General features: G+C 67.0%; 21 protein-coding genes. 15 read left to right on the top strand and 6 right to left on the bottom strand.

Annotation, left to right across the window (positions count from 1 at the left end; genetic code table 11):
* The first annotated feature begins 204 nt into the window (after window positions 1–204).
* On the top strand, window positions 205–1,437 hold the full coding sequence (locus ABZ293_RS36695) for an MFS transporter (protein ID WP_355188397.1): 1,233 nt from the start codon (window positions 205–207) through the stop codon (window positions 1,435–1,437).
* 211 nt (window positions 1,438–1,648) lie between these two features.
* On the opposite strand, the gene ABZ293_RS36690 is transcribed toward ABZ293_RS36695, so the two are convergent.
* Together ABZ293_RS36690 and ABZ293_RS36685 are read right to left on the bottom strand one after the other, a co-directional pair.
* Window positions 1,649–2,197 (bottom strand): hypothetical protein, encoded by a 549-nt coding sequence (locus ABZ293_RS36690; RefSeq protein ID WP_355188395.1) that lies wholly within the window; start codon window positions 2,195–2,197, stop codon window positions 1,649–1,651.
* Window positions 2,194–3,171 (bottom strand): sigma-70 family RNA polymerase sigma factor, encoded by a 978-nt coding sequence (locus tag ABZ293_RS36685; RefSeq protein WP_355188393.1) that lies wholly within the window; start codon window positions 3,169–3,171, stop codon window positions 2,194–2,196. The genes ABZ293_RS36690 and ABZ293_RS36685 overlap by 4 nt, the downstream gene beginning before the upstream one ends.
* Window positions 3,172–3,349: 178 nt before the next feature.
* Here ABZ293_RS36685 and ABZ293_RS36680 point away from each other — a divergent pair, with 178 nt between their 5' ends.
* Window positions 3,350–4,771 (top strand): DHA2 family efflux MFS transporter permease subunit, encoded by a 1,422-nt coding sequence (locus tag ABZ293_RS36680; RefSeq protein WP_355188391.1) that lies wholly within the window; start codon window positions 3,350–3,352, stop codon window positions 4,769–4,771.
* A gap of 148 nt (window positions 4,772–4,919) precedes the next feature.
* On the opposite strand, the gene ABZ293_RS36675 is transcribed toward ABZ293_RS36680, so the two are convergent.
* On the bottom strand, window positions 4,920–5,504 hold the full coding sequence (locus ABZ293_RS36675) for a TetR/AcrR family transcriptional regulator C-terminal domain-containing protein (RefSeq protein WP_355188389.1): 585 nt from the start codon (window positions 5,502–5,504) through the stop codon (window positions 4,920–4,922).
* Window positions 5,505–5,655: 151 nt separating this feature from the next.
* On the opposite strand from ABZ293_RS36675, the gene bioB reads away from it, so the two are divergent.
* The 7 genes from bioB to ABZ293_RS36640 all read left to right on the top strand — a co-directional run bounded on the left by bioB (window position 5,656) and on the right by ABZ293_RS36640 (window position 14,013).
* Window positions 5,656–6,669, top strand: coding sequence for a biotin synthase BioB (gene bioB / locus ABZ293_RS36670; protein WP_355188387.1), 1,014 nt, complete (start codon window positions 5,656–5,658; stop codon window positions 6,667–6,669).
* A 62-nt stretch (window positions 6,670–6,731) separates the two neighbouring features.
* Window positions 6,732–6,947, top strand: a complete 216-nt coding sequence (locus ABZ293_RS36665; protein WP_354957084.1) for a hypothetical protein — start codon at window positions 6,732–6,734, stop codon at window positions 6,945–6,947.
* Between the two features lie 2 nt (window positions 6,948–6,949).
* Window positions 6,950–7,687 carry a DUF2567 domain-containing protein gene (locus ABZ293_RS36660; protein ID WP_355188385.1) on the top strand — a complete coding sequence of 246 codons (738 nt, stop codon included), beginning with the start codon at window positions 6,950–6,952 and terminating at the stop codon, window positions 7,685–7,687.
* 94 nt (window positions 7,688–7,781) lie between these two features.
* Window positions 7,782–8,315, top strand: a complete 534-nt coding sequence (locus tag ABZ293_RS36655) for a DUF1353 domain-containing protein (protein ID WP_355188383.1) — start codon at window positions 7,782–7,784, stop codon at window positions 8,313–8,315.
* Window positions 8,316–8,697: 382 nt separating this feature from the next.
* The gene (locus ABZ293_RS36650) at window positions 8,698–9,300 is read left to right on the top strand and encodes a putative immunity protein (RefSeq protein WP_355188455.1); all 603 of its coding nucleotides are present in this window, start codon (window positions 8,698–8,700) and stop codon (window positions 9,298–9,300) included.
* A gap of 350 nt (window positions 9,301–9,650) precedes the next feature.
* On the top strand, window positions 9,651–13,751 hold the full coding sequence (locus ABZ293_RS36645; protein ID WP_355188381.1) for a WD40 repeat domain-containing protein: 4,101 nt from the start codon (window positions 9,651–9,653) through the stop codon (window positions 13,749–13,751).
* 76 nt (window positions 13,752–13,827) lie between these two features.
* Window positions 13,828–14,013: a hypothetical protein gene (locus ABZ293_RS36640; protein ID WP_355188379.1), complete on the top strand. Its 186-nt coding sequence runs from the start codon at window positions 13,828–13,830 to the stop codon at window positions 14,011–14,013.
* A gap of 733 nt (window positions 14,014–14,746) precedes the next feature.
* Here the strand turns inward: ABZ293_RS36640 and ABZ293_RS36635 are convergent.
* On the bottom strand, window positions 14,747–15,505 hold the full coding sequence (locus ABZ293_RS36635) for an NUDIX domain-containing protein (protein WP_355188377.1): 759 nt from the start codon (window positions 15,503–15,505) through the stop codon (window positions 14,747–14,749).
* Window positions 15,506–15,598: 93 nt separating this feature from the next.
* On the opposite strand from ABZ293_RS36635, the gene nadA reads away from it, so the two are divergent.
* The 3 genes from nadA (at window position 15,599) to nadC (ending at window position 19,568) form a co-directional block, all read left to right on the top strand.
* The gene (gene nadA / locus ABZ293_RS36630; protein WP_355188376.1) at window positions 15,599–16,675 is read left to right on the top strand and encodes a quinolinate synthase NadA; all 1,077 of its coding nucleotides are present in this window, start codon (window positions 15,599–15,601) and stop codon (window positions 16,673–16,675) included.
* A gap of 87 nt (window positions 16,676–16,762) precedes the next feature.
* Complete coding sequence (locus tag ABZ293_RS36625) at window positions 16,763–18,565, top strand: L-aspartate oxidase (RefSeq protein WP_355188454.1); 1,803 nt, start codon at window positions 16,763–16,765, stop codon at window positions 18,563–18,565.
* 142 nt (window positions 18,566–18,707) lie between these two features.
* On the top strand, window positions 18,708–19,568 hold the full coding sequence (nadC, locus tag ABZ293_RS36620; protein ID WP_355188375.1) for a carboxylating nicotinate-nucleotide diphosphorylase: 861 nt from the start codon (window positions 18,708–18,710) through the stop codon (window positions 19,566–19,568).
* A gap of 106 nt (window positions 19,569–19,674) precedes the next feature.
* Here the strand turns inward: nadC and ABZ293_RS36615 are convergent, their stop codons facing one another.
* Complete coding sequence (locus tag ABZ293_RS36615; RefSeq protein WP_355188373.1) at window positions 19,675–20,853, bottom strand: winged helix DNA-binding domain-containing protein; 1,179 nt, start codon at window positions 20,851–20,853, stop codon at window positions 19,675–19,677.
* 34 nt (window positions 20,854–20,887) lie between these two features.
* Complete coding sequence (locus ABZ293_RS36610; protein WP_355188371.1) at window positions 20,888–21,223, bottom strand: helix-turn-helix domain-containing protein; 336 nt, start codon at window positions 21,221–21,223, stop codon at window positions 20,888–20,890.
* Window positions 21,224–21,334: 111 nt separating this feature from the next.
* Between ABZ293_RS36610 and ABZ293_RS36605 the strand changes: the two genes are divergently transcribed.
* The 3 genes from ABZ293_RS36605 (at window position 21,335) to ABZ293_RS36595 (ending at window position 24,552) form a co-directional block, all read left to right on the top strand.
* Window positions 21,335–22,546, top strand: a complete 1,212-nt coding sequence (locus ABZ293_RS36605) for an MFS transporter (RefSeq protein WP_355188369.1) — start codon at window positions 21,335–21,337, stop codon at window positions 22,544–22,546.
* Window positions 22,547–22,566: 20 nt separating this feature from the next.
* On the top strand, window positions 22,567–23,568 hold the full coding sequence (locus ABZ293_RS36600) for a prolyl oligopeptidase family serine peptidase (protein WP_355188367.1): 1,002 nt from the start codon (window positions 22,567–22,569) through the stop codon (window positions 23,566–23,568).
* Window positions 23,569–23,637: 69 nt separating this feature from the next.
* Complete coding sequence (locus tag ABZ293_RS36595) at window positions 23,638–24,552, top strand: arylamine N-acetyltransferase (RefSeq protein WP_355188365.1); 915 nt, start codon at window positions 23,638–23,640, stop codon at window positions 24,550–24,552.
* The last annotated feature ends 81 nt before the right edge of the window (window positions 24,553–24,633 follow it).

The raw sequence follows: 24,633 nt of genomic DNA, 5'->3' as shown, positions 1-24,633 counted from the left end.
GGACTGTCGTCGAGCTGCGAGCCGTCGGTCGGCGCGGTATTCGATGGCCCCGCTGCCCGATCGTCCATCGCGGCGAACTGTGGTCGCCGAACGCGTTCGGGCAGATCGCGCAGCCACAGATCGTCGAGAATCCGCGCCCCTGCGCAGTGGAAGTTCGTGGCCGAAGCCGAAGGACGAACTGGCCCGCCGCACGGCGCTCGCGTTGTGAGTGAGCAGCTTTTCGACATCGACCGCGCCGCAACACCATCGGTTCGCCTGCGGGCGTTGGTGTGGACGGTGTTCGTGCCGGTGGTGCTGTACGGCATCGGGTCGGGTGCCGCGGCACCGATGTACGCGCTGCGGGCGTTGGATCTGGGTGCGTCGGCCGGGGTGGCGGGGATCGTCGTCGCGCTGAGTGGGTTGGGCATGGTGTTGGCCGATCTCCCTGCCGGGCGGATCATCGCGCGGATCGGGGAGCGCTGGGCGATCGCGCTGGGCTCGGGCATCGGGCTCGGCGGGGTGCTGTGCGCGATCTCCGCGCCGAATCCCGAGGTGCTGGCGGTGGGCCTGCTGCTCAATGGAACCGCCAGTGCGGTATGGGGTTTGGCGCGGCAGTCCTACATCGTGGCAGTGGTGCCGCAGGCCGAGCGTGGGCGCGCGTTCTCGACGTTGGCGGGTGCGTCGCGGCTGGGATCCTTTTGCGGGCCGTTCGTCGGTGCCGGATTGGTCTACGCGATGGGGCCGAGCGGCGCGTTGTGGCTGCAGTTCGCCACGACCGTGCTCGCGGGCGGGGCGATGCTCGCCATCCGTTCGGCCGACGGCGATGACGCGGACTCCAGCGACCACACACTGCGCTCGGTGATCGTCGAAAACCGCAGGGTGCTCGGCACACTCGGGGTGGCGGCACTGCTGATGGGCGGTGCGCGGGCAGCGCGCACCGCACTGCTCCCGCTGTGGGCCGCGCATATCGGCGTGAGTGCCGCCACCACGAGCCTGGTTTTCGGCGTTACCGGTGCAGTGGACGTACTGCTGTCCTACCCGGGCGGCATTCTGCTCGATCGCTACGGCAGCCGCGCCACCGGCATCCCGTCCATGCTGCTGTTCGCCACGGGTTTCGCGGCCCTGCCACTCACCAATTCGGCACTCGAACTTGCCGGTGTCGCGGTGCTACTCGGCCTCGCAAATGGCGTCAGCAACGGCATCATCATGACCGTCGGCGCCGATGTCGCACCCCCTGGGCAACGCGCCGAATTCCTCGGCGCGTGGCGCCTGACCCACGACGTGGGTATGTTCACCGGTCCCATCGCAATCGGCTTGATCAGCGCCGCAACCGTTCTCGGCGCCGCGGCACTCACCCTGGCCGCAGCCGCTTCCGCGGGCGCGGCCGCTATGTACCGCTGGTTCCCAGGGGCCAACCACGCTCGGCGCAGCGGCGACCACTCTCCCAAGATGGCCTGAGCACCGCACTCGGGAGCCCGATGTCGGCTGACATCGGATGGTGATTGCGTCTGCTGCATATCTGACGAGTGCGTCGCATAGGTTGCAGAGGCTGTTGCCCCGACCACGACACACCACAACCACCAACCACCCCAATTCGGCAACAGGCTCTGCACCTTGTGCGACGCGCTCGCTGAGTGTGCGGGATTGCACAGGGGTGGATCTGGGGCGGTCAGGGGGGTGGTTGGAGGCGGCCGAGGTAGGCGAGTAGGCGGTCGGTTGGGGTGGTGGTCGGTGGTTCGATCGGGGGAGCGAAGAGGGGCCAGCGGTCTGCGGCGGGGACCAGGTTCGGGGCCACGGTGAGTAGTTCGCGGGCGAGGTGATCTGGGATCGGCGGGGCGGTTGGGGCGGTGGCGGTGAGATCCCATGCGTGGATTGTTAGTTCGAGGGCGCCGACCGTGCCGAGGACGCGGGTTGATACGGGTTTGTCGAAAACCACGACCGATTCCGGATGCTCGTTCGCCCAATCGTCGAGCAGGGCTTCGGCGCGACTGCGAATGTGTACGGTACCCGCACAGGTCGCCACCGGTGCGCCAGGTGTCAGGCGAACGTGACCGTTCGCGAGGCCGTCGCGCAATGCGGCGATCGACTCGTCGATGTGCGCGAGCAGCATGCGCGTATTCCAGAGTCGGCACGGTGTAGGGGCCGACAGATCCGGGCCGATAGCGGGCAGGACCGCCAGCAGATAGGCGACCGCCCGCTCGAGTAGATCGTCGGTCATGGCAGGACCGGCTCGCGCGGCGCGGTCTCGACCAAGGACGTGGGCAGGCCGAATGCCTCGAACAGCGCGGCGTCGTGGTAGGAGACGACTTGCGAGATCCCTTCCGGTGTGACCGTGAGCACCTGCAGTGACTGCGCATGACCATGCAGATAGAACGCGAATCCGGGCTGACCGTTCGCCGCGATCGGCACCATGCGGGCCTCGCCCGGCGCATATGGGCACTTCGCTGCGATCAGTTCGACGATCGTGCTGTCGCCGCGGAACCATTCGGCCATCGGCGGCATCTCCCAGACCGCATCCGACCGCAACAGTGTGATGAGCGTATCCATGTCGGCGGCCTCGAACGCCGCCGCGTATCGGTCCAACAGCGCACGGATTTCGGGATCGTCGGGCTGGGCCACCGGCTTGTCCGGACCCAGTTCATCGAGGGTGGCGTGGGCGCGTTGCAGCATGCTGTTGACCGCCGCCACACTGGTCCCGATCAGGTCCGCGACCTCGGCGGCCTTCCAGTGCAGCACATCCCGCAAAATCAGCACCGCGCGCTGGCGCGGCGGTAGATACTGCCACGCGGCGATGAGCGCCAGCCGCATATCGTCACGGGCCGCGACAATGGCGGCCGGATCCGATGCCTCGGGTGCGATGAGCACATCCGGCATCGGCTGCAGCCAGGGGATTTCGGGGGCGAAGCGCACGTCCTGTCTCGGATCGCCCGTCGGGCCGGACAATCCGGCGGGTAGCACACGTCGACTGCTGTGCTCGAGTGCGTTGAGACAGGCGTTCGTGGCGATCCGGTAGAGCCAGGTCCGCATCGAAGCACGTCCTTCGAAGTCGCCGTAGGCGCGCCAGGCCCGCAACATCGTCTCCTGCACCAGATCCTCGGCGTCGTCGACCGAACCGAGCATCCGATAGCAGTGGGCGAGCAATTCGCGCCGATACGGCGTCGTGCGGGCCACGAATTCGTCGCTGTCGGTCATCTGCTGTCCTTCCGGGTGCCCCGAAACATGTCCTTGCGAATACCGACCGCCGAACCGCCCGGAATTCATCGGTCCGCGGCGAAATCAAGGCAGTCGATGAGTTTCGGTCCGGGGCCGGTCGGTATCTGTGCGGGTTCGAAACCACCGGACCTGCCGAAACCCCATAGGAAGGACCATCGTGAGCACACCGATTGTTTCGGCGGTGACCCAGCGCTGGGTGCTCGCACTCGGCGCGGTCGCCTCGCTGATGGCGGCATTGGACACCCTGGTCGTCAGCACGGCGCTCAGCACCATTCGCCACGACCTCGGGGCGTCGCTCGAGACGCTCGAATGGACCGTCAACGGATACAACCTCAGCTTCGCCGTCCTCTTGATGACCGCGGCCGTGCTCGGCGACCGCTTCGGACGCAAGCGGATGTTCACGGTCGGGCTCGGCATTTTCGTCGTCGCCTCGGCCGCGTGCGCGGTATCGACCTCCGTCACGACCCTGATCGTCGCGCGGGTGGCGCAGGGGGTCGGCGCGGCATTGATCATGAGTCTGGCGCTGGCCCTGGTCAGCGCGGCGTTTCCGCCGGAGCGGCGGGGCATGGCGATGGGTCTGCTGCAGGGCATAACCGGCCTTGCGGTCGCCTGCGGTCCGCTGGTCGGCGGTGCCGTCGCGGAGGGGTTGTCCTGGCAGTGGATCTTCTGGCTGAACGTGCCGATCGGGCTGGTCGCGATTCCGCTGGTGGCGACTCGGGTTCCGGAAGGCTTCGGCCCCGACAATGCGCTCGACGGCATCGGATTGGCGCTGGTCACCGGTGGTGCGTTCGGTGTGGTGTGGGGCCTGGTGCGCGGCAATATCGCGAGCTGGTCGAGTTCGGAGGTGTTGATCGCGTTGATCGGCGGGATCGCCCTGCTGATCGCCTTCGCGGTCTGGGAGGCACGGGCGCGCGAGCCGATGTTTCCGATGCGGCTGTTCATGAATCGCGGCTTCGCTGCGGGCAATACCGCGATCTTTCTGACCTTCGCCGCCCTGTTCGGCGCGGTGTTCTTCTATGCACAGTTCCTGCAGTCGGTGCTGCACTACGGCCCGCTCGGCGCCGGATTGCGGCTGCTGCCATGGACTCTCACGCTGTTCTTCTGCGCCCCGCTCGCCGGTGCGCTGGCCGACCGGATCGGGGAGCGGCCGCTGATGGTGACCGGCCTGGGATTGATGGCGGGCGGCATGTTCTGGATCGCGATGGTCGCCGATCCGGCAATGGCCTACGGCTCCTTGGTGATTCCGTTCATCGTCTCCGGCGTCGGCACCTCGATGGTGCTGCCGTCGGCGCAGAGTTCGGTGGTCGGCGCGGTGGAACACGCGATGCTCGGCAAGGCCGCCGGTGCCAACAGCATGATGCGTGAACTCGGCGGAGTCTTCGGAATCGCCGTCGCGGTAGCGGTTTTCGCCGGATCGGGTGGCTACGGCTCGGTGGAGGAGTTCACCGCCGGATTCGGCCCGGCGATCGAAGTCGGTGCGGCACTTGCGCTCTTGGGCGCGGTGGTGGCACTCGCGCTGCCCGGGCGTCGGGCGAGCGTTGCGACTTCTGATCTCGAGGCGACGGCGGCATCCGTCTGAGTCCGGACCTGTCGCCCCCGAACGGGCCGCAGAGGCGACACTGCGCACCCCTCATCTCAGCTGCACACCTGATATGAGGGGCACAGGTCTGTGCGGCCGCCGGGCAAGACCGGACGGGCTGATGCGCCGAACGCCGGACGTGCCGGACTCAGCGCACGCGGGAGCCGAGCAGATGACGCACACCGCCGACGAAAAGCTGCAACCCGAAGTCGAAGCGTGCGGTCGCGTCCGGGGTGTCGTTGAGCGGTGAGGTGTCCTCGGTCAGCGCCCCGGCCGAATCCATCTGCATCCTGGACTGTTCGTCCACCGTCTGCCCGAGCACGTAGTACAGCAGCGTGTACGCCGCGAGTTCGGCCTCCGACCGCGGCATTCCGGCGCGGATCGCGGCCACCACGAGTCGTTCCCGGCCCTTGCTCGTGGTGAGTCGGGAGGCGTATGTCGCCGAGACCAATTCGGCCCCATCGCGATATGCGAGCAGACAACTGCGCAGCCGATGCGCCAATTCGGTGATCTGGCCGGACCAATCCTCGGCCTCGATGGGATCCTCCATCGGCGCCAGTATCCGGTCGGCGACCGCGCCCAGCAGCGCCTGTTTATTGGGGAAGTGCCAGTACAGCGCGCCCGGCTGGACCTGGAGTGACCCGGCGAGCCGGCGCATGGTCAGGTCGGCGAGACCGTACTGGTCGAGAATGGCGATGGCGCCGTCGACCACGTCCGCCCGGTGCAGTTGCACGAGGTTCTCCTCCGCTGTATTCGATTGCGGCGTTCCCGCCTGCCGGCCCGTCGCTCATGCCGCGCGTGTTTTGACTCACTGTTACCGCTACCCTAGCCTGAACACCGTTCAAGTTGCACGGCCACCTCGGCCGGACGAAGGGATTCGTGCAGTGACCCAGGCACCCGTCCACACCGATATTCTGGCGACCGCCCGCGAGCAGGTGCTCGAGCGCGGCGAAGGCCTGACCCAGGAGCAGACCCTCGAGGTCTTGCGGCTCGGCGACGACCGGCTAGAGGAGCTGCTGGCCCTGGCGCACGAGGTGCGCATGAAGTGGTGCGGTCCCGAGGTCGAGGTCGAGGGCATCATCAGCCTCAAGACCGGCGGCTGCCCCGAGGACTGCCACTTCTGCTCGCAGTCGGGCCTGTTCCAGTCGCCCGTGCGCGCCGCCTGGCTCGATATCCCCAGCCTGGTCGAGGCCGCCAAGCAGACCGCCAAGACCGGCGCCACCGAATTCTGCATCGTCGCCGCGGTGCGCGGTCCGGACGAGCGGCTGATGGCGCAGGTCGCCGCCGGTGTCGAGGCCATCCGCAATGAGGTCGACATCCAGGTCGCGTGTTCGCTCGGCATGCTCACCCAGGAGCAGGTCGACCAGCTGGCCGCCATGGGCGTGCACCGCTACAACCACAACCTGGAGACCTCCCGTTCGCACTTCCCGAATGTTGTCACCACGCACACCTGGGAGGAGCGCTGGGACACCCTGCGCATGGTCCGCGAGGCGGGCATGGAGGTCTGCTGCGGCGGCATCCTCGGCATGGGCGAAACCCTGGAACAGCGTGCGGAATTCGCGGCCGATCTGGCCGAGCTCGAACCGGACGAGGTGCCGTTGAACTTCCTCAACCCGCGCCCCGGTACCCCCTTCGGCGACCTCGAGGTGCTGCCCGCCGCCGACGCACTGCGCGCCGTCGCCGCGTTCCGGCTCGCACTGCCGCGCACCATGCTGCGCTTTGCGGGCGGCCGCGAGATCACCCTCGGCGACCTCGGCGCCAAGCAGGGCATTCTCGGCGGCATCAATGCCGTCATCGTCGGGAATTACCTGACCACCCTCGGTCGGCCCGCCGAAGCCGATCTGGACTTGCTCGGCGAGCTCAAGATGCCGATCAAGGCCCTCAACGAAACGCTCTGATCCGCTGCCGAAACACTGAGTACGCAAGCATCACGAAAGAGGCTGGCGCCGTGAGTACTGTCATGGATATGGACGAGCGCTACAACCCGTTCACCGGCAAACGCATTGTGCCGGGGCTCGATGATCCGGTCCCCGCCGCGGCGGTGCTCGGACTGGAACCGCCGCGCTTCTGTGAGCAGTGCGGCCGTCGGATGATCGTGCAGGTCAGCCCCGATGGCTGGTGGGCGAAGTGCTCGCGGCACGGTGTCCTGGACTCCAAGAATCTGGAACACCGCTAGTGGTGGCCGAATACGGCGATATCCACATCGCGCCGCCCAGATCGGCGTGGCGGCTCGGTGTGCGCCGCGAGCTGCGGGCCGCGGCGCTGATCGCGGTCGGCGTGTTGGTGCTCAGTGCGCTGGGCGGTGTGGTGTGGGCCTTTGTGGCGCCCACCCAGCAGTATCTGGTGGTCAAGGCGCGCGCCGGTGCGGAACCGGCCAAGGGCGCGACCCTGACCGGGGAGAGCGTGCATCAGTTCGATGCGTTGGCGATCTTCGTATGCATCGGCGCGGTGCTCGGGGTGCTCACCGCGGTCGGCGCGTGGCGCTGGCGTCGCGCGCGCGGGCCGCTGCTGCAAATCGGTCTGCTGATCGGCGCGGTGGCGGGCGCCTATGTCATGTCGAAGGTCGGCGAGCAGATCGTGCGGTGGCAGCATCCGAAGCCGTACGACCCGCCGGTCGGGCAGATCGTGCAGTTGCCGGTGGAGGTCGGCAGCTGGGTGGCATTGATCGTGCAGCCGCTGCTCGCCTCGCTGACCGTACTGTTCCTTGCGGCCCTGAGCCCTTCGGAGGATCTCGGCACCGGATCTCGCGGGCCGTTCGGCAATCGACGGCGATCCTCTTTCGCGACAAGCACATTCGAGTCGGTCGACGGCGCCGGGCCCGATGGCCGCGCTGCGAACGGTGGGCAGGTGCCCTACGGTGTGCCCTACAACGGCTTCGGACCGCCCGGCGAGGCCGGTTCGGGTCGCACTCGCTGAACTATTGTCCGAACCGTTGCCCGCGCGACGGCACAGCCGTATCGGAACACCCTAGAATTATGGGATACGCTGTGCGTTCAGAGAGGAACGGATCGTGGCGTTCGTCGGTAGCGGGCCGGTCGTCGAGGAGCTCGACGCACAGTTCTGGCGGGTGCTCGAACCGCTCGTCTATCACGGTGCGACAGCGGAATTCGTCATCCCCGCCGGCTTCCGCACCGACTTCGCATCGGTGCCGAGGGCGCTGGTCTGGCTGGTGCCCCGTTACGGCATCTACACCCGAGCCGCCATCCTGCACGACTACCTGCGCAGTTCGAATGTGGTGAGTGTGGCCGACGCCGACGGCATCTTCCGGCGCTGCCTGCGCGAGTTCCGTGTCTCGATACCGCGCCGCTACATGATGTGGGCCGCAGTGCGTTTGGGCAGTCGGCTGCGCGGCGCGAACCTCGGCGATATCGCACTGGTCGTGGTTATCGCCATCCCGTCGTTGGTCTTCCTCGCGATCCCGGTGACCGTGGTGACGGTATTCCTGCTGCTGTTCTGGTTGGTGGAGTTGGTGTTCTGGGGGTTCGGGCGGCTGGCCCGCCGAACGGCCGCGCCGCCGCCCAAGCCGCAGATGAAGACGGCCTGAGCGCGGCGGTCCCTTCGAAAGTTCCGGTCCGGATGCTCTTTTCAGCCTGCCAGGTGCGCTGGCCCGTCCTGATCTCGTTGCACGCCGGGGGTGTCGCTCCAGCTATCGGAACGTGCAGGAGGACAGATGGATTCGGATCACCGGGAACCGCGGCTGCGACCGAGTCCTCGTATCTCGGGCTGATCTCCTACGGCCGTGACGACGCCGAGTTGTTCTTCGGCAGGAGCAGACCGACCGCCGAGCCGGGGTGCCTTTGTGAGCGACTGTGCTCGCGCGCCGAGTCAACCGGACTGAGCGGACCATAGTTTGAAGGTTTCGCCCCAATGTCCTGCTGACATTGCAGGGAAGTTCCAACCGAAGGTTCAACGATACTGTTCATGCCATGAATGCTGCTGACGAGAATCTGGTTATCGAACTCAGCATGGCAGAACTGCGTGAGGTTACCCGCTATGCCGTGGCCTGCGCTGAACCTGTTTTGGCGATTTTCGAGCGTGACTGTCCCGATGACTCGCGTCCCCGGGCTGTGCTCGACGAGGCGCGCAGGTTCGCCGCTGGGGGCAGGCGAACGAAAGCGCTCCGCGTGACCGCACTGGATGCGCACAGGGCCGCACGGGCTGCCGGGGAGATGGAACATGCAGCCGCAGAGAACGCGGCGCGCGCCGCCGGTAACGCGGGAGCAGCCGCATACCTGCACCCGCTGGCAAAGGCGACCCAAGGCGGACACATCCTCATGTCGGCCGCCCACGCTGCTCGAGCACTCGAAATCGATGCCGGCACCGACCGCAACGTCGGCGCCGGCTATGTCGAGAAGGCAACAGGTCTGGCCAGCTCCATCGTGGTCAGCGTCCTGACGCGTTACCCACCCGCCCCGGGTGGTCGCGGTCGTGTGGGAGAGCTGTGGCGGGAACTGGACGCATCATTGCGACGGTTGGCGACCGGTAGTTGCCCTGTCCAGCGGGAGCGTGGCATCGACGATTCGCATTGAGGGATCTGGACCCGCAGGACGCCGCTGCCCGCATCTGCGTTGTCGCTTCGACGGTGTGGTGGGAACACCTGCCGCAGCTTGACGGTATTCCTGCTGCTGTTCTGGATGGTGGAGTTGGTGTTCTGGGGGTTCGGGCGGCTGGCCCGCCGAACGGCCGGCGCCGCCGCCCGAGCCGCAGATGAAGACGGCCTGAGTGCGGCGGTCCCTTCGAAAGTTCCGGTCCGGACGCTCTTTTCAGGCCTGCTAGCTGCATGTTCGCATGCGGTCGGTGCCTGTGTGCGCTGGCCCGTCCTAATCTCGTTGCACGCCGGGGGGTGTCGCTCCCGCCATCGGAACGTGCAGGAGGACAGATGGATTCGGATCACCGGGAACCGCGGCTGCGACCTTCGCCGCGAACCATTTTCTCGCAACAGTTCGCCGCGCTCTTCGAATCCGCGGGCAATCCCACATTGCGTCGGGTGGCGGCCGCGGCGCAGGCGCGGATGCGCGCGGCACGGGCGCCCGGGCAGAAGGGCGGCGCATCGGTTCAGCGCATCAGCGACTGGAAGGCCGGACGGAATGTGCCGGCACGGTTCGAATCCTTGCTGCCCGTGCTGCTTACGCTGATCGAGGAGGCGCGCAAGTCGAGTGCGCCGGTGCCGCCCGCACTGCTGGATGTGCAAGAGTGGCAACGGTTGTGGGCCGCGTCGAATGCGTGGGATCCGGCCGCCGATGCGACCGAGTGCCCGTATCTCGGGCTGACCTCCTACGGCCGTGACGACGCCGAGTTGTTCTTCGGCAGGAGCAGGTCGACGGCCGAGCTGGCCGAATTGGTCTGCACCACAGTGGGTCCCGAGGGACACGGCGGCATTGTGATGCTGGTCGGTGCCTCCGGTGCGGGCAAATCCTCGCTGCTCGCCGCGGGGCTGCTTCCGGCGCTCGCGGATCCGGTCGAGGAATGGGCGGTCGCGTCCATGACTCCGGGCAGCGCGCCTGTCGAGGCATTGCTGGCCGCTGTCCGAGCGGATTTCGATACGAAGCCCGTTGAACCCGGATCTCTTTCGACGGACGTAACCGGGCCCGCGGACGAGGCATTGCTGGCCGCCGTCTGCGCCGGATCCGACCGGAAGCCCGCCGAACCCGAATCTCGTTCGACGGAGCCTGCGGACCGCAGCGGTGCGGCGCTGGAAGACAGCGCTGGATCCGCGGCTGGGCCCAGCCGCGAATTCAGATCCGAGAAGACCGGCGGCGCTGCGGAAGCCACCGCCGTGGCGCTGGCGGCATGGGGTGCGGGCAAGCGTCGACTCCTGATCATCGACCAGCTCGAGGAACTGTTCACGCTGTGCCGCAACGAAGACGAGCGCGCGCACTTCCTCGCCACCCTTGAACACCTCGCCATCCGCGGTGAACGCGAACCGACCGCCGTCGTCGTCGCCGTCCGCGCCGACTTCTACGCCCGCTGCCTCGACATCCCCGTCCTGGAGGACGCCCTCAAACACCGCAGCTACCTCCTGGGCCCGATGCGCCTGGACGAACTCGCCGAAGCCATCAACCGCCCCGCCGAACTGGCCGGCTACAAACTGGAATCGGGGCTGGAAGAACTCGTCATCAGCGAGCTGTGCGGACTCGGCGGCGACCGCCGAGTTTATGACCCCGGCGCACTGCCCCTGGTATCGCATGTGATGGCGGCCGTATGGCAACGCCGCGACGGCACCCGCCTAACCATCGACGGCTACCGAGCTGCGGGTGGTGTGATCGGCTCGGTTGCCGCGACCGCCGAAAAAGCCTGGGGCGAACTGACCGACTTCCAACAGAGCATCGGCAAACAGGTCCTGCTCGGCCTGGTCGCCGTCGGCGACGACTCCCGCGACACCCGCCGCAAAGTCACCCGCACCGAACTTATCCAACAGACCGTCGACGCCGCCGACACTGCCCTGGAGGTCCTGGCCCGCACCCGATTGATCACCCTCGACGCCGAATCCGCCTACCTCACCCACGAAATCGTCCTGGACGCCTGGCCCCGCTTGCGCACCTGGATCGATGAGGACCGCGTCGGGTATCTGGAACGCCAACGGCTGCAGGCGGATGCGTCGGATTGGGCGACTCAGGGGCGCGACTCCGCCCTGCTCTATCGCGGCGCGCGACTGATCACCATGCAGGAGCATGCGGACAAAGGCGCGATCGGCGCGGTGGCCGAAGAGTTCTTGGCGGCGTCGCAGGTTGCGCGGCGACGTAGCCAACGTCGTTACTCGGCCAGAGTGGCCGTCCTGGCCCTGCTCGGCGTGATCGCGCTGGTACTCGCGGGTGTGGCTTTCGTGCAGAGTGGCACCGCGAAAACCCAACGGGACAATGCGATCTTCCTCGGTGTACTCGCTGAGGCCGACCGGCTACACGATCGAGATCCCGCGCTCTCGGCTCAGCTTGTCCTGGTGGCGAACAAGCTTCGACCGGATGATCTCGAAGCCCGGGCACGCCTGCTCGATACGCAGACACTGCCGTTGGCGACCTCGCTCGTCGGACACCTGGGCGTCGTGTGGGACTTAGCCCTCCGACCGGACGGCCAGGTCTTTGCCTCCGTGGGCAGTGACAAGACCGTTCGCCTGTGGGACTCATCCGATCTGCGGCACCCGGTCGAGTTGGGCCAACCGCTGGTCGGACATCAGTCCGACTTTGGCTCGGTTGCGTTCAGTCCGGATGGCGGCCTGCTCGCGTCGGCGAGTAGCGACCGAACGGTGCGCTTGTGGGATGTGCGGACACCGGCGAATCCAACGGCGGTCGGCGCACCGCTGCCGACGGGATTCAGTGGCGTTCTCGCCTTCAGTCCCGATGGGAAGAGGCTGGCGACGTCCGGTCGCGATCATGCGGTTGTCGTCTGGGACATAGCGAATCCCATGGACCCGCGTCCCATCCAGACGCGACTTCCGGACTTCGCCAGCACATTTCAGCCTGGGGCGTTCAGCCAGGATTGGCGGCTCATGACCACCTTCGATGGCCAAGGGAGTGTGCAGCTGTGGAGCATTGCCGACCTGAACCAGGTTCGACCGCTCGGTCGACTGCCTGGTGAGGGCTCCGCGCTCTTCAGTCCCGATGGGCGAACCCTCGCTCTAGGTGGCGGCGAAGATCAAACTCTCGTGCTGTGGGACCTGTCCGACCCCGCGGCGCCGCGGCAGATCGGAAAACCCATCGTCCTGGGTTCGTCATTGGTGGGCGCGCCAAAGGCATTCAGCCCAGATGGCAGACAGCTGGCGATCGGGTTCGCCGACGCGAAGATAACCATGCTGGCTCTCGACAATCCGGAGAAGCCCGTCGTTCTGAGTTCTCCGACGATGAAGGGCATCGGTGTTGTCCGCGCTCTCGCGTTCGGCCCCGCGGGACGACTACTGACCGGGGGGCTGGACGGTGTGATCAGAGTATGGTCACTGCCCGATCTGCACTCCGGTATGCCGGGCTTTGCCGATCACATTACGGGGCTGAAAACCGATGCCACCGGGGATTTGCTGGTCTTCGGCACCGAGTCCGGCACCGTCGAGATCCTGCGTGCCGATAATCCACACGCGATACATCCAGTGGGCCGAATCCAGGCAGACGGCCCGTACCCAGACGCCGTAATAAGCCCTGATGGACGCACCGTATTTGTCAGAGGAATGAAGGAGGGCGCGACGTTGTACGACATCTCCGATCCGTCGACGCCGGAGCGCCTAGCCGAATTGCCGAGGACTCCATACGGGACGAACGCCGCGGCCTTCACGCCTGATTCGAGATTCGTGCTCAGTCTGGATATGACGTTGTCGGAGGCGCGAATTCGGATATGGGATCTGGGTGACCGAGCGAAACCGCGCGCTGCCGGCGAGCCTGTCGACGTTCCCGGCGGCCGAGATCTGATGCTGAGCCCGAACGGTCGGGTGCTGGCCGCAATCGGCGAAGATGTGACGCTCTGGGATATCTCGAACCCATCGTTGCCGATCCGACTCGGGCGCTTGTCAACCGGTCGGGCTGAGAGATTGACCCGCGCCGCGTTCAGCCCGGACGGACGTTTCCTGGCGAGCTCCAGCGACGATTGGACTATTCGAGTCTGGGACGTCAGCGATCCGGCGGCTCCGGTTTCCGCCGGTGAGCCGTTGGCGGGGAACACGGTTGAGGTGACCTCGTTGGCCTTCAGCCCCGATGGGCGCCTGCTCGCGTCCGCGAACCTCGACTCGGAATTGCGTTTATGGGACTTCAGCAATGGCATTCCCGCTGCCCCGGTGCGATATCCGCTCGCCACCGCGGTGCCGAATCACGGGCGAGCGATGGTATTCCACCCGGCTGGCGGATTTCTGATGACCGCGAGTGCGCCGGGTGGCATCCGATGGTGGGATCTGGACCCGCAGCACGCCGTCGCCCGCATCTGCGATATCGCTCAGGGCGTACTGAACCCGACGGTGTGGCGGGAACACCTGCCGCAGCTCGCATACGCGCCGCCGTGCGGATGAAAATCGGTGGCCGCATGTGCGGTCGCGTGGCTACGGTTGACGCGCATGTGGAGCCGCGGAATGGAAGGAGGTGGCGATGAGCGAGGATATGTTGACCAGGCATGGGCAGGCGGTATTGATTCCGTCCGGGGAACAGGAGCGACCGGATCTGGTGGCGTGGCGGCGGCGGAATGCGCTGCGGCGGTCCAGTGCCGCGCAGCCGATTCCCAGTAAGCGGCGGTATCGGCGGAATGAGAAACATAAGGGTCGGGTGGGGGATTGACGCCGATCCGGTAGTGCTATGGGTTGACCCCGTTTTCGCATGTGAAGTATGCGGAGGCGGGGTTTTTCCATGCTCCGGTTCGACATGCACGTTGGTTACTGGCTGGCGCAATGGCACTCGGTTACCGCACCCAGCAGCCACCGGGCAACTAGTGTCCGGCGGCCTCGTCGACCATGCCGGATATTGGCCTGCCGCACGGCGATCGCTAGGCATCGGACCGCATTTCTGTCCGGTCCGGAAAGCCGGACAGGCGATCGAGCGCACTGCCGCTTCCGGTCCGGATAACTCGTATCCGACTGTGACCAGCCATATTCGGCGACTCTGAACGCTCGGCCGTTCCGTCGCGGCGCACTGACCCTTATCGTCGAAATCGTTCGAGCGATCGAACAGCGGAGGCGGACAGTCGATTTCGCCAATGCGCAGCGCCGATGGAGCGGCAGCCGAATAGGGAGGGCGGCAAATGTTCTGGAAATCGGTTACAGCAGGGGCGGCTCTGGTCGAGACCGGCGTCCCGTCCAACTGGGTCGTATGGATCCTGTGCTCCGGGCATCTGGGTATGCCCGGCGGGCTGTCCGAGTAAAAGGGGAGTGTCCCGGTCATCGGTGATCGGGACACGCTCGGGATGTAGTGGCCCCTATGGCAGTGGCCGCGGCACAGTCCACTTTGTGCTGGGCGACCGGTTCGGGGGCCGGTCATCGAATGGGGGCCGATCGCGGGGAGGCGATCGAGTGGGTCAGGTGGGTGGGCGGAATGCGGCGAATTCGTCGGTGACTCGGAGTTCGGAGTCGGTGAACCGATAGACCGCCGCGGGCCGTCCACCCGCCCGGCCGGGGGAGGCGGTCGCACCGGTCGGCGTGATCACCTTGCGGCGTGTGAGAACTCGCTGCAGATTCGTCGTATCGACCTCATAACCCAGTGCGGCGCAGTAGATTTCGCGCAGCGTCGACATGGTGAACCGCTCCGGTGCCAGCGCGAAGGCGATATTCGTGTAGGACAGCTTCGCCGCGAGTCGGGTGCGCGCATGCTCGACAACGGTGCCGTGATCGAACGACATCAGCGGCAGCATCGATACCGGATGCCACGCGGTGTCGGACGGCAGCCGCGGGTCGGCGGTCAGCGGCACCAGGCCGAGATAGGCCGAGGCGATCCGGCGCGGCGCGGGTACTCGGTCCGGATTGCTGAATACCGACAGCTGCTCCAGATGTGCCAGCTCGCGCACGTCGACCTTTTCGGCGAGCTGACGGCGGGCCGAGATATTGAGGTCCTCGTCGTCGCGCAGGCGGCCGCCGGGCAGCGACCAGGTGCCCATCTGCGGGTCAAGGGCGCGCTCCCACAGCAGCACCGCCAGTTCGGTCCGCTGACCGGGCGGACAGGGGCGAATCAACTCGTCGGTCACCCATGCAGGGCTGCTACCTGCGCTGATGTCTTCGGGGAAGCGCCGAACCTGGAACACCGCGGTGAGCGTTTCGTGGATGGTGTTACTATGGGGCACGTTTTCGATTATAAGTCGAAAACCTGGTTTGGGTGTGAATCGGCTGCCATGTGAACAGGCACAAGCTCCGATCGCACGAGGAGAGGAGCCATCATGGCGACGATGGGTGCGAAGCTGGCGCCCCCGCTGATGGGGCAGGTGTTCGACGGTCCGACCGGATTCGCCGGTGTCGAGGCCACGCCGGAGTGGGCGGCCGAGATCAAGCGACTTGCCAGGGAGCGCAACGCGACGATTCTTGCGCACAACTATCAGTTGCCCGAGATCCAGGATGTCGCCGACCACGTCGGTGATTCGCTGGCGCTGTCCCGCATCGCGGCCGAGGCCCCCGAGGACACCATCGTGTTCTGTGGCGTGCACTTCATGGCCGAGACGGCCAAGATCCTCAGCCCCGAGAAGACGGTGCTCATCCCGGATCAGCGGGCCGGTTGTTCGCTGGCCGATTCCATCACCGCCGACGAATTGCGGGCCTGGAAGTCCGAATTCCCGAATGCGGTGGTCGTCTCGTACGTGAACACCACGGCTGCGGTGAAGGCGCTTACCGATATCTGCTGCACCTCGTCGAATGCCGTCGATGTCGTCGCCTCCATCGATCCCGACCGTGAGGTGCTGTTCCTGCCGGACCAGTTCCTCGGCGCACACGTCAAGCGCGTCACCGGCCGCGAGAATATGCACATCTGGGCGGGCGAATGCCATGTCCACGCCGGGATCAACGGCGATGAGCTCACCGAGCAGGCCCGCACCCATCCGGATGCCGAACTGTTCGTGCACCCCGAATGCGGTTGCGCCACTTCGGCGTTGTACCTCGCGGGCGAGGGCTCGTTCCCGGCCGACCGGGTGCACATTCTGTCCACCGGCGGCATGATCGATGCCGCGCGGGCCGTGCGGGAGCGGAGCCTGCGCAGTGACCCGAAGGCGCCGTCGAACCAGGTGCTGGTCGCCACCGAGGTCGGCATGCTGCACCAGCTGCGAAAGGCCGCCCCCGGCATCGACTTCCAGGCCGTCAACGACCGCGCGTCCTGCAAGTACATGAAGATGATCACCCCGGCGGCGCTGCTGCGCTCGCTCGTCGAGAACACCGATGAGGTGCACGTCGACCTGGAAACGGCTGCGCTGGCCCGCAATTCGGTGCAGCGGATGATCGAAATCGGCAACCCGGGCGGTGGCGAATGAGCGCGCCCGGGTGTGAACGGAGTGCGATATGTGCACTCGTCCGGAGTGGCGGTGCGGAATGACCGCCAGGGCGGCCGATAGCGCCGCCTGCGGCATCATCCGGACGCCGTTGCTCATCGAGAAGGGCAGGGGCGCATGAGTATCGCGCCGCGGATCGATTGGGAAGCCGAGGCCGATCTGGTGGTGCTCGGCGGCGGCGTCGCCGGGTTGACCGCGGCGCGTACGGCATCGCTGCGCGGGTTGCGGGTGCTGATCCTCAGCAAAGGCGGGCCGACGGATACCGCAACCCAGTACGCCCAGGGCGGTATCGCCGTCGTGGCGCCACATGAGGATTCGGTCGAATCGCATGTGCGCGACACGGTCGAGGCCGGTGCCGGGCTGTGCGATGAGTCGGCGGTGCGATCGATCGTGGCGGGCGGTCAAGCGGCCGTGGCCGCGCTGACCGATCTCGGCGCGGTCTTCGATCTCGGTCGGGACGGCCAGATTTCGCGCACCCGCGAGGGCGGGCACAGTACGCGGCGGATCATCCATGCCGGAGGTGATGCCACCGGCGCGGAGGTGCAGCGCGCGCTGAATGCGGCCGGACTGCCGGTTCTGTTCGGTGCCGCAGCATTGGAGATCGTCACCGGCCGGACCGGTGTGCAGGGTGTTATCACGGTGTCGGAGAACGGATTCGGGGTCGTGCACGCACCGGCGGTGCTGCTGGCCACCGGCGGGCTCGGCCAGCTGTACGCGTTGAGTACGAATCCGCCGGGTGCGACCGCCGACGGCATCGCGCTGGCGCTGTGGGCCGGAGCGACGGTGGCCGATCTGGAATTCGTGCAATTCCATCCGACGGTGCTCTACACCCCGGGTGGGCTCGGCCGCAGGCCGCTGATCAGCGAGGCGGTGCGCGGCGAGGGCGCGGCACTGGTGGATTCCGAAGGGAATTCGGTAACCGCGGGCGTGCACCCCCGTGGCGATCTGGCACCCCGCGATGTGGTGTCGCGTGCCATTGCCGCACGGATGCGTGCGCTCGGCACCGATCACGTCTACCTCGATGCCCGCGCGATCGACGGCTTTCCGCAACGTTTTCCGACGATCACCGCGTCCTGCCTGGCCGCGGGGATCGACCCGCGCGCCGATCTCATCCCGGTCGCGCCCGCCGCGCACTATCAATGCGGCGGGATCGTCACCGATACCCACGGCCGGACCGCGGTTCCGGGTTTGTACGCCGCGGGTGAGGTGGCGCGCACCGGCCTGCACGGCGCCAACCGGCTGGGATCGAACAGCCTGCTCGAGGGTCTGGTGGTCGGCGGACGGGCCGGGGTGGCCGCGGCCGAACGGCTCGGCGAGGACGCGCATGTGACGGAGGTGTCCTTCCACACCGTGCCGCGTGCCGCGCGCGCCCTGGTGCAGCAGTCGATGACATCGCATGCCTCGGTCGTTCGCGATGCCGCCGGGCTTGCGGATGCGGCGATGCGATTGCGAGACGCGGTGTCACACAGCGCCGCGACCCGGCTACGTGCCGAATTGACCGGTGCCGCGCATCGGATCGCTGGAACGACGGGCACGGCGGTCAGCGATATCGCCACGCTGCACGGCGCTGAAGCGCCGAATGGGACCGGAGCGCCGGACGGCACCGGGGACTTGAACAGCACTGCTGCGGCACAGCGCATCACCGCATTCGAGGATGCCGCGCTCACCCTCACCGCGCAGGTGCTGCTGCTCTCCGCCGCGGCCCGCACCGAAAGCCGCGGCTGCCATGCCCGCTCCGATCACCCGACCTCCGATGAGCAGCAACGCCACAGCCGCGCAGTGCGTCTGGGGCCCGAAGGCCATCCCGTCCCGGCACCCGACGGTCTCGACCTCGGTGACTGGAACCAAGACGCCATTCCGAGCGCCTCATGACGCCCGAATCGGCGGGTGGGACATCGCTGCGGCAACGCAGGATACGAGCTTTCGGTGGGCGACCAGGTCCGGGCGACACGATGGCCCGGCGATTTGAGATTTGCTCGCCGACAATGCGGGCAGTAGGACGAGGAGTGCACTGATGGGTCTGGATACCGGCCTGGATCGTGACGAGGTGCTGGCGCTGATCCGCACCGCGCTGGATGAAGATCTGCGCTACGGCCCCGATATCACCACCGCCGCAACGGTTCCCGCCGACGCGGCGGTCAAGGCATCGGTGGTCTCGCGCCAGCCGGGCACCGTCGCCGGACTTGACGTCGGACTGCTCGTTCTCGATGAGGTGATCGGCGCGGGCAACTACGAAATCACGGATCGAGTCGCCGACGGCACCCGGGTCGAGCCGGGACAGAGCGTGCTCGAGCTGGTCGCACCGACGCGCGGCCTGCTCACCGCCGAACGCACCATGCTCAACCTGGTCTGCCACCTCTCCGGCATCGCCACCGCCACCTCGGCCTGGGTCGACGCGGTGGCGGGTACCAACTGCCGCATCCGCGACAGCCGCAAAACCCTGCCCGGCCTGCGCGCCCTGCAGAAGTACGCGGTCCGCGTCGGCGGCGGCGTCAACCACCGCATGGGCCTCGGCGACGCCGCGTTGATCAAGGACAACCACGTTGTCGCTGCCGGTTCGGTGGTCGCCGCACTGCGCGCCGTCCGCGACCTGGCGCCCGATATCGCCTGCGAGGTGGAAGTCGACAGTCTCGAACAACTCGACGCCGTCCTTGCCGAACACGTCGAACTCGTCCTGCTGGACAACTTCCCCCTCTGGCAAACCCAGGCCGCCGTCCAACGCCGCGACAATACCGCCCCCGATACCAAACTCGAATCCTCCGGCGGCCTCACCCTCGACAAAGCCGCCGACTACGCCCGCACCGGCGTCGACTACCTCGCCGTCGGCGCCCTGACCCACTCCGTCCGCGTCCTCGACCTCGGCCTCGACATGTAGGACCGTCAGCGCTACTGCGCCAGCAGCATCTCCCAACGGCGAGCGGGTCGGTGACAGTGCCGTGCGCTGGCCGGAAGCTGTGCAGCTTCCGGCGGCTTTGTGTCGATCAGGCGGTGAGTTCGCGTTCCAGGGGCGTGCGGAAGCGGGGGATGGCGCGGACTTCGCCGAACCATTCGGAGGTGCGGGCGGCCTCGGCGGCGATCATGGTTTCGGCATCCGAACCGACGTCTTCCAGTAGCCGGTAGGCGATTTCGCCGTCTTTGCGCTGGGCCCAGCCACCGACGATGCGGCCGTTCCACCAGATGGTCGGTCCGACGTTTCCGTTGCGGTCGAACAGGTTCGGGGCGTGCGGGCCCAGATACCAGTCGCGAGATTGCCAGCCCATGGGGGTGGGGTCGAGCGCGGGGAGCAGGGCGGCCCAGGGTTCGGGCTCGGGGGTCGGGTCCTGATCATCGGCGAGCAGCAGGCCGGTGCCGCCGTCCAGATCGACCTCGACCACATCGAGTTGGGCGAGGGCCTTGCGGACCTCGCCGAGGGGCCAGCCCGTCCACCACTTGATATCGGCAATGGGGGCGGGTCCGAAGGCGTAGAGCCACTGCCGGACGAGTTCGGCGCGGGCTTCGTCGGCGGGGATGGTCGGAACACCTTGCGGTAGCCACGATTCCACGGGCGCCCAGGTGTATTGGCTACTGGTCCAACTGCCATTGGGACGGCCACGCACGATGCGGCCCTCGACGCCGAGGATCACCAGTACCCACGTGGTGATGGAGGTCGGACGCGAATAGGCCTTATCCGGAGCGGGATTCACCTGGGTACGCAGTAGCGGCACATCCTTGCTCAGCTGTGCGCCGGTGGCCGCGCCCCTGGCCAGCAGCGCCTTGTGCGTGGCGTCCTCGACCTCGGCGAGCCAGGTGCGCACATCGCCGTCCACTACACCCGCCTGCTCGATGAATCGGCCGTAGGTGCGACGTTGTTTGTGCGCCAACGCATCCGCGCAGGATGCCTGCAATACCGGGACCAATCCGATCGGCGCGACGAACATGGTGCGCCGCATCGCCAGCATGCGCAGCAGCGTCCGATCGTCGTACAGCGCCTTCTCGACATGCGCGGGCTCGGCGGCATGACTGCGCGCGCCGACGGAAAGGTACACCGTCGCCGGATCGGTCGCATGCAGCACTACCAGCGATTGCACGATCTCGGCCACGTCATCGGTGCGATTCGATGGCGCCAGCCGATGCCGCACCCCCAGTCGTGCTCGCCGCTCCGCCGCATCAATCGAACGCATAGGCGAATATTAGCGTGCGCCCGGCGATCCAGAGTTATGCCGGTTGCCAGGCGCGCACCAGATCGAGCAGGCCGGGAAAGCGCGCTTCCAGGTCCTCGATCCGGACCCGGCTGCGCCGCTCGAGTCCGTACTGCCGCTGGCGGGTGACACCGGCCTCGCGCAGCACCCGGAAGTGGTGCGTCAGTGTCGATTTCGGCCGATCGATGTCGAACCAGCCGCAGGAGCGATCGGTATCGGGGGATTCCAGCAGCAGCTTCTGCACCATGCTCAGCCGCAGCGGATCGCTGAGCACGCCGAGCACCTCTTCCAGCCGCAACTCCGCGCGCGCGGGCTCGGGCAGCGTGGTCGCGACGGTGTCGGTGGCGGGCATCAGGGTCTCCTGTGGATCTCGAATTCGTTAGTTCGACTTCTATCGTACTAGATGTTAAGTTCGACTCTCGTCGTACTAGTACGAGAAATTTCGAACTTATGGAGGTTGGGTATGTCGACACTCGTAGCGTCCGAAGCCGAGATAACCGAGCGCAACGGCGCGGTATGGCTGGCGGCCTGGCCCGTGCTCGCGGTCTTCGTGCTCTCGAACGCGCCGACGCCGCTGTATGTGGTGTGGCAGCATCAACTCGGCTTCTCCTCCGGCGTCTTGACCGCCGTATTCGCCTGCTACATAGCCGGTTTGCTCGGCGCACTGCTGGTCGCGGGCGTGGTCTCGGATCGCGTCGGGCGCAAACCGGTGCTGCTGCCCGCGGTGATACTCGCGATGCTCGCCTGTGTACTGTTCGCCACCGCGAATTCGGTCGCGGTGCTGGCGATCGCGCGCCTGCTCACCGGGATCGCGGTCGGTGCCGCCGTATCGGCGGGTATGGCGGCGGTGACCGATATCGGCGGCCGCCACCGCAAACGCCTTGCCGCACTGGCGGCGTCATCGGCCATGGTGCTCGGCGCTGGCTTCGGTCCGCTGCTGGCGGGTGTGCTGTCGCAGACCGTTCCCGGCCCGACCGTAACCATCTTCGTCGTCGAGATCGTCCTGCTCGCCTCGGCATTCGTGGTGGTGGTTCGGCTGGACCTGCCCAAGGGTGCCGGCGGGCGCGGCCCGTGGATTCGCATCCCGGCGGTCGCACCGGGTGGCCGGACCGCGGTACTGCTCGGCATCGCGGTCTTCGCGCCGGGCATCACCGCCACGTCGTTCGTGCTCTCGCTCGGACCCTCGCTGCTGTCGAACCTGTTGGGCGCCACCAATCGAGTGCTCGCGGGCGGTCTGGCATTCGTCATGTTCCTCGGCGCCACCGGAATTCAATTCGCGGTGCGACGGCTGCGGCTGCGCGCAATTCTGCTCGGTAGCGCCGCGGCCACCCTGCTCAGCATGGTCGCCCTGGCCTCGGCGCTGCGACTGTCATCGATCGCGCTGTTCGCCGCGGCCGCGATACTCGCCGGAATCGGTCAGGGCATGGGGCAGTTCGGCGGTCTCACCGCCATCAGCACGAATGTGGCCGCCGATCGGCTCGCCGAGGCCAATGCCGCCCAGAATGTCGGCGGCTACCTGCCCGCCGCCGTACTCCCGCTGTCGGCCGGATTCCTCAGTGACGCAATCGGTTTACCGGCAGGCTCGACGACCTTCGCGGGTGTGGTCGGCGCCGCCGCGGTGGCCGGTGCGATATTCGTCGCGACGCGCGCCGCCGCTGCCACCGGACCGCGATAGCCGCATGCCATCATTCCAGCATGAGGCGCGGATACCTACTGCTGATGGCCTGCTGTGCCCTGCTCACCGGGGCGTCGACGACAAGCCCGGTCGCACCGGCCGCTTCGGCCGAGCCCGAGTGCGCGGTCCAGGTGGAAGTCAGGCCGGTGACTCTGACAGTGGACAGTGAGGACGCCACCGGCCGCGTATACGAGCCGTACCGCTGTGCGGCGGGCGACCTGACACCGCACGATCTGGTCGTCGCGGTACACGGCCACGGCGGCAGCTCCGCCGACTTCGCCGGATATATGACCTCGATCGCCAGCCGCACCGCGACCCCGATCCTGTTGATGGACGCACGCAGCGAGACCAGCGTGTGGCGGACCGGCGACTGGAATCTGTGGGCGGGCTGGCGCGATATCGTCACCGCCACGCAGTGGTACAAGAACGAACACCCCGCGATCGGCCGCACCGTGCTGTGGGGCTGGAGTCAGGGCGGCACCATGAGCGGCCTCGCGGCGGCATACGGCCCACCGGGAGCGTTCGATTACTGGGTCGACAACTACGGTCCCGCGGACGATTTCGCGATCTGGCACACCTCGGCAGGTATCGATCCCGCGCTACCTGCTCAGATCGAACGCGACGCGGGCGGCTGTGCCCCGACGGTGTGTCCGCAGGCCTACGCCGAACGCTCACCCGCCCTGCTGGCCGCCCGGATGGGCATCAAACGCGCCTTCCTCATCCACGGCACCAGCGACGATGTGGTGCCGTATTCGTCGACCCTGGAAATGCGAGCCGGACTGCTCGCCGCGGGCAAACCCACCTCGATGTACACCATCGTCAGCGGTCGCGACCTGTACGGTGCGGTGGTCCCCGGCGATCACAGCATCGGGCCCGCGTACTTCGAGGGCGGCTGCGTCGTCGAGCGGTTGCTCATCGGCACCGAACCCGTCGACGGACCCGACCGCGACTATCTCGTCGATGTCGCTCGCGGCATAAACACCGCCCCCGCGGCCCCGCCGTACGCCAAATGCGCCGCCTGAAACAGGCCATGGGAACACTCGTCGGGCAGGTGTGGTTCATTCGAGCAGACCGAGACGAGGAGAGGTGCGATGGAGACGGGATCGCGAAGCGATTCGATGGGCAACAGTGGCCTAGGGAAGGGTCCGCATAAGCCGGACGACCCCGCATACCACTGGAACAGTGCGGAATTGGACCTCGACGCCTACCTTGCCCGCATCGGCTACGAGGGCGACCGCTCGCCGACACTGGCCACCCTGCGAGCCCTGGTCTACGCGCACACCACGACGATCCCGTTCGAGAACCTGGAGACCATCCTCGGCCGCCCGGTGCTGCTCGACCTGGAGGCGTTGCAGGACAAGATGATCCGGCAGCGTCGCGGCGGCTACTGCTATGAGAACGTCGGCCTGTTCGCCGCCGCACTGGAACGGCTCGGGTTCGGCGTCACCGGTCTCAGCGGCCGGGTCACCATGGGTGCGCGGGGCGGTCTGCGTCCGGCGACACATGCTCTGCTGCGCGTCATCACCAGCGACGACGACCGGGTTTGGCTCTGCGATGTAGGTTTCGGCTCCGGCCCGCTCGCACCCTACGAACTGGTCGAGGGCGGCGAATTCGCGCTCGGCGAGTGGCGATTCCGGCTCGAACACACCACCGGCGAACTCGACAGCGATCTGTGGGTGCTGCACCAATTCGGTCGCGAGGGTTGGATCGACCGCTACACCTTCACGCTGAACCCGCAGTACCGCATGGATTTCGCCATCGGCAGCCATTTCGTCTCGACATCCCCGCGCTCGCCGTTCACCACGCGCCCGTTCGTGCAGCGATTCCTCCCGGACGTCCACTACGTCCTGGACGGTCTCACCCTCAGCACCGAACGCCCCGACGGCTCCAGCGAAACCCGCGAACTCGAACCCGCCGAACTGCCGAAGCTCCTCGCTGAAGTCTTCGATATCGACCTGGCCGAACCTGACGCCGCCGTGCTCGCCGAGGCTTCCTGGCTCGCCTGATCTGCACTCTTGTCGGCCTTCGCACTCCCAGTGCGAAGGCCCGCACGCCGAACTCTCCGCACTGCCCTCGGGGCCGGCCAA

Source organism: Nocardia sp. NPDC005998, from assembly GCF_040614395.1.
GTDB lineage: Bacteria > Actinomycetota > Actinomycetes > Mycobacteriales > Mycobacteriaceae > Nocardia.
The sequence above is the reverse complement of the archived record's forward strand: the minus strand, read 5'-3'. Positions and strand labels throughout refer to the sequence as shown.

Bases quoted from the DNA above. Each gene is read 5' to 3' on its own strand.
- ABZ293_RS36645 (WP_355188381.1), top strand. From the start codon at position 9,651: ATGGATTCGGATCACCGGGAACCGCGGCTGCGACCTTCGCCGCGAACC.
- ABZ293_RS36640 (WP_355188379.1), top strand. From the start codon at position 13,828: ATGAGCGAGGATATGTTGACCAGGCATGGGCAGGCGGTATTGATTCCG.
- ABZ293_RS36595 (WP_355188365.1), top strand. From the start codon at position 23,638: ATGGAGACGGGATCGCGAAGCGATTCGATGGGCAACAGTGGCCTAGGG.
- ABZ293_RS36650 (WP_355188455.1), top strand. From the start codon at position 8,698: ATGAATGCTGCTGACGAGAATCTGGTTATCGAACTCAGCATGGCAGAA.
- ABZ293_RS36600 (WP_355188367.1), top strand. From the start codon at position 22,567: ATGAGGCGCGGATACCTACTGCTGATGGCCTGCTGTGCCCTGCTCACC.
- ABZ293_RS36615 (WP_355188373.1), bottom strand. From the start codon at position 20,853: ATGCGTTCGATTGATGCGGCGGAGCGGCGAGCACGACTGGGGGTGCGG.
- nadA (WP_355188376.1), top strand. From the start codon at position 15,599: ATGGCGACGATGGGTGCGAAGCTGGCGCCCCCGCTGATGGGGCAGGTG.
- nadC (WP_355188375.1), top strand. From the start codon at position 18,708: ATGGGTCTGGATACCGGCCTGGATCGTGACGAGGTGCTGGCGCTGATC.
- ABZ293_RS36610 (WP_355188371.1), bottom strand. From the start codon at position 21,223: ATGCCCGCCACCGACACCGTCGCGACCACGCTGCCCGAGCCCGCGCGC.
- ABZ293_RS36685 (WP_355188393.1), bottom strand. From the start codon at position 3,171: ATGACCGACAGCGACGAATTCGTGGCCCGCACGACGCCGTATCGGCGC.
- ABZ293_RS36665 (WP_354957084.1), top strand. From the start codon at position 6,732: ATGGATATGGACGAGCGCTACAACCCGTTCACCGGCAAACGCATTGTG.
- ABZ293_RS36690 (WP_355188395.1), bottom strand. From the start codon at position 2,197: ATGACCGACGATCTACTCGAGCGGGCGGTCGCCTATCTGCTGGCGGTC.
- ABZ293_RS36605 (WP_355188369.1), top strand. From the start codon at position 21,335: ATGTCGACACTCGTAGCGTCCGAAGCCGAGATAACCGAGCGCAACGGC.